Consider the following 412-nt stretch of genomic DNA (forward strand, 5'->3'; position numbering starts at 1 on the left):
TTTCTGACAGCGGCAGCGCTCTTAAAATCATCCGGTATCTGATCAGGGCTTACGCTCATTAATCACCCGCGCCAATGCAGCACACAGACCAGCGTAAATAAACGCCGAGCTGTATCAAAATCAATCTCGATCTTACCGTCAAGCCGGTTCATTAATGTCTGCGAGCCCTCATTATGCAAACCGCGCCGCCCCATATCAATTGCCTCAATCCGGCTTGGTGTGGCCGAGCGGATCGCCGCATAATAGCTTTCGCAGATCAGAAAATAGTCCTTCACTGTTTTGCGCAACGGCGACAGCGAGAGAATATGTGTGGCAACCAGTTCACCGCTCTCACGGGTGATGGTAAAAATCAGACGTTTTTCCACCAGAGACAGCCGCAAACGGTAAGGCCCGCCATCGGTGTCTCCCACAG

1 protein-coding gene is annotated in these 412 nt (G+C 51.9%); it reads right to left on the reverse strand.

The window, feature by feature from the left end; genetic code table 11:
- Positions 1–62: 62 nt before the first annotated feature.
- A partial coding sequence (locus tag HBA93_RS18920) for a UPF0262 family protein (protein ID WP_221724327.1) occupies positions 63–412 on the reverse strand: 350 nt, incomplete at its 5' end.

The sequence above is a fragment of the Ochrobactrum sp. SFR4 genome (assembly GCF_019730395.1).
Classification (GTDB): Bacteria; Pseudomonadota; Alphaproteobacteria; order Rhizobiales; family Rhizobiaceae; genus Pseudochrobactrum.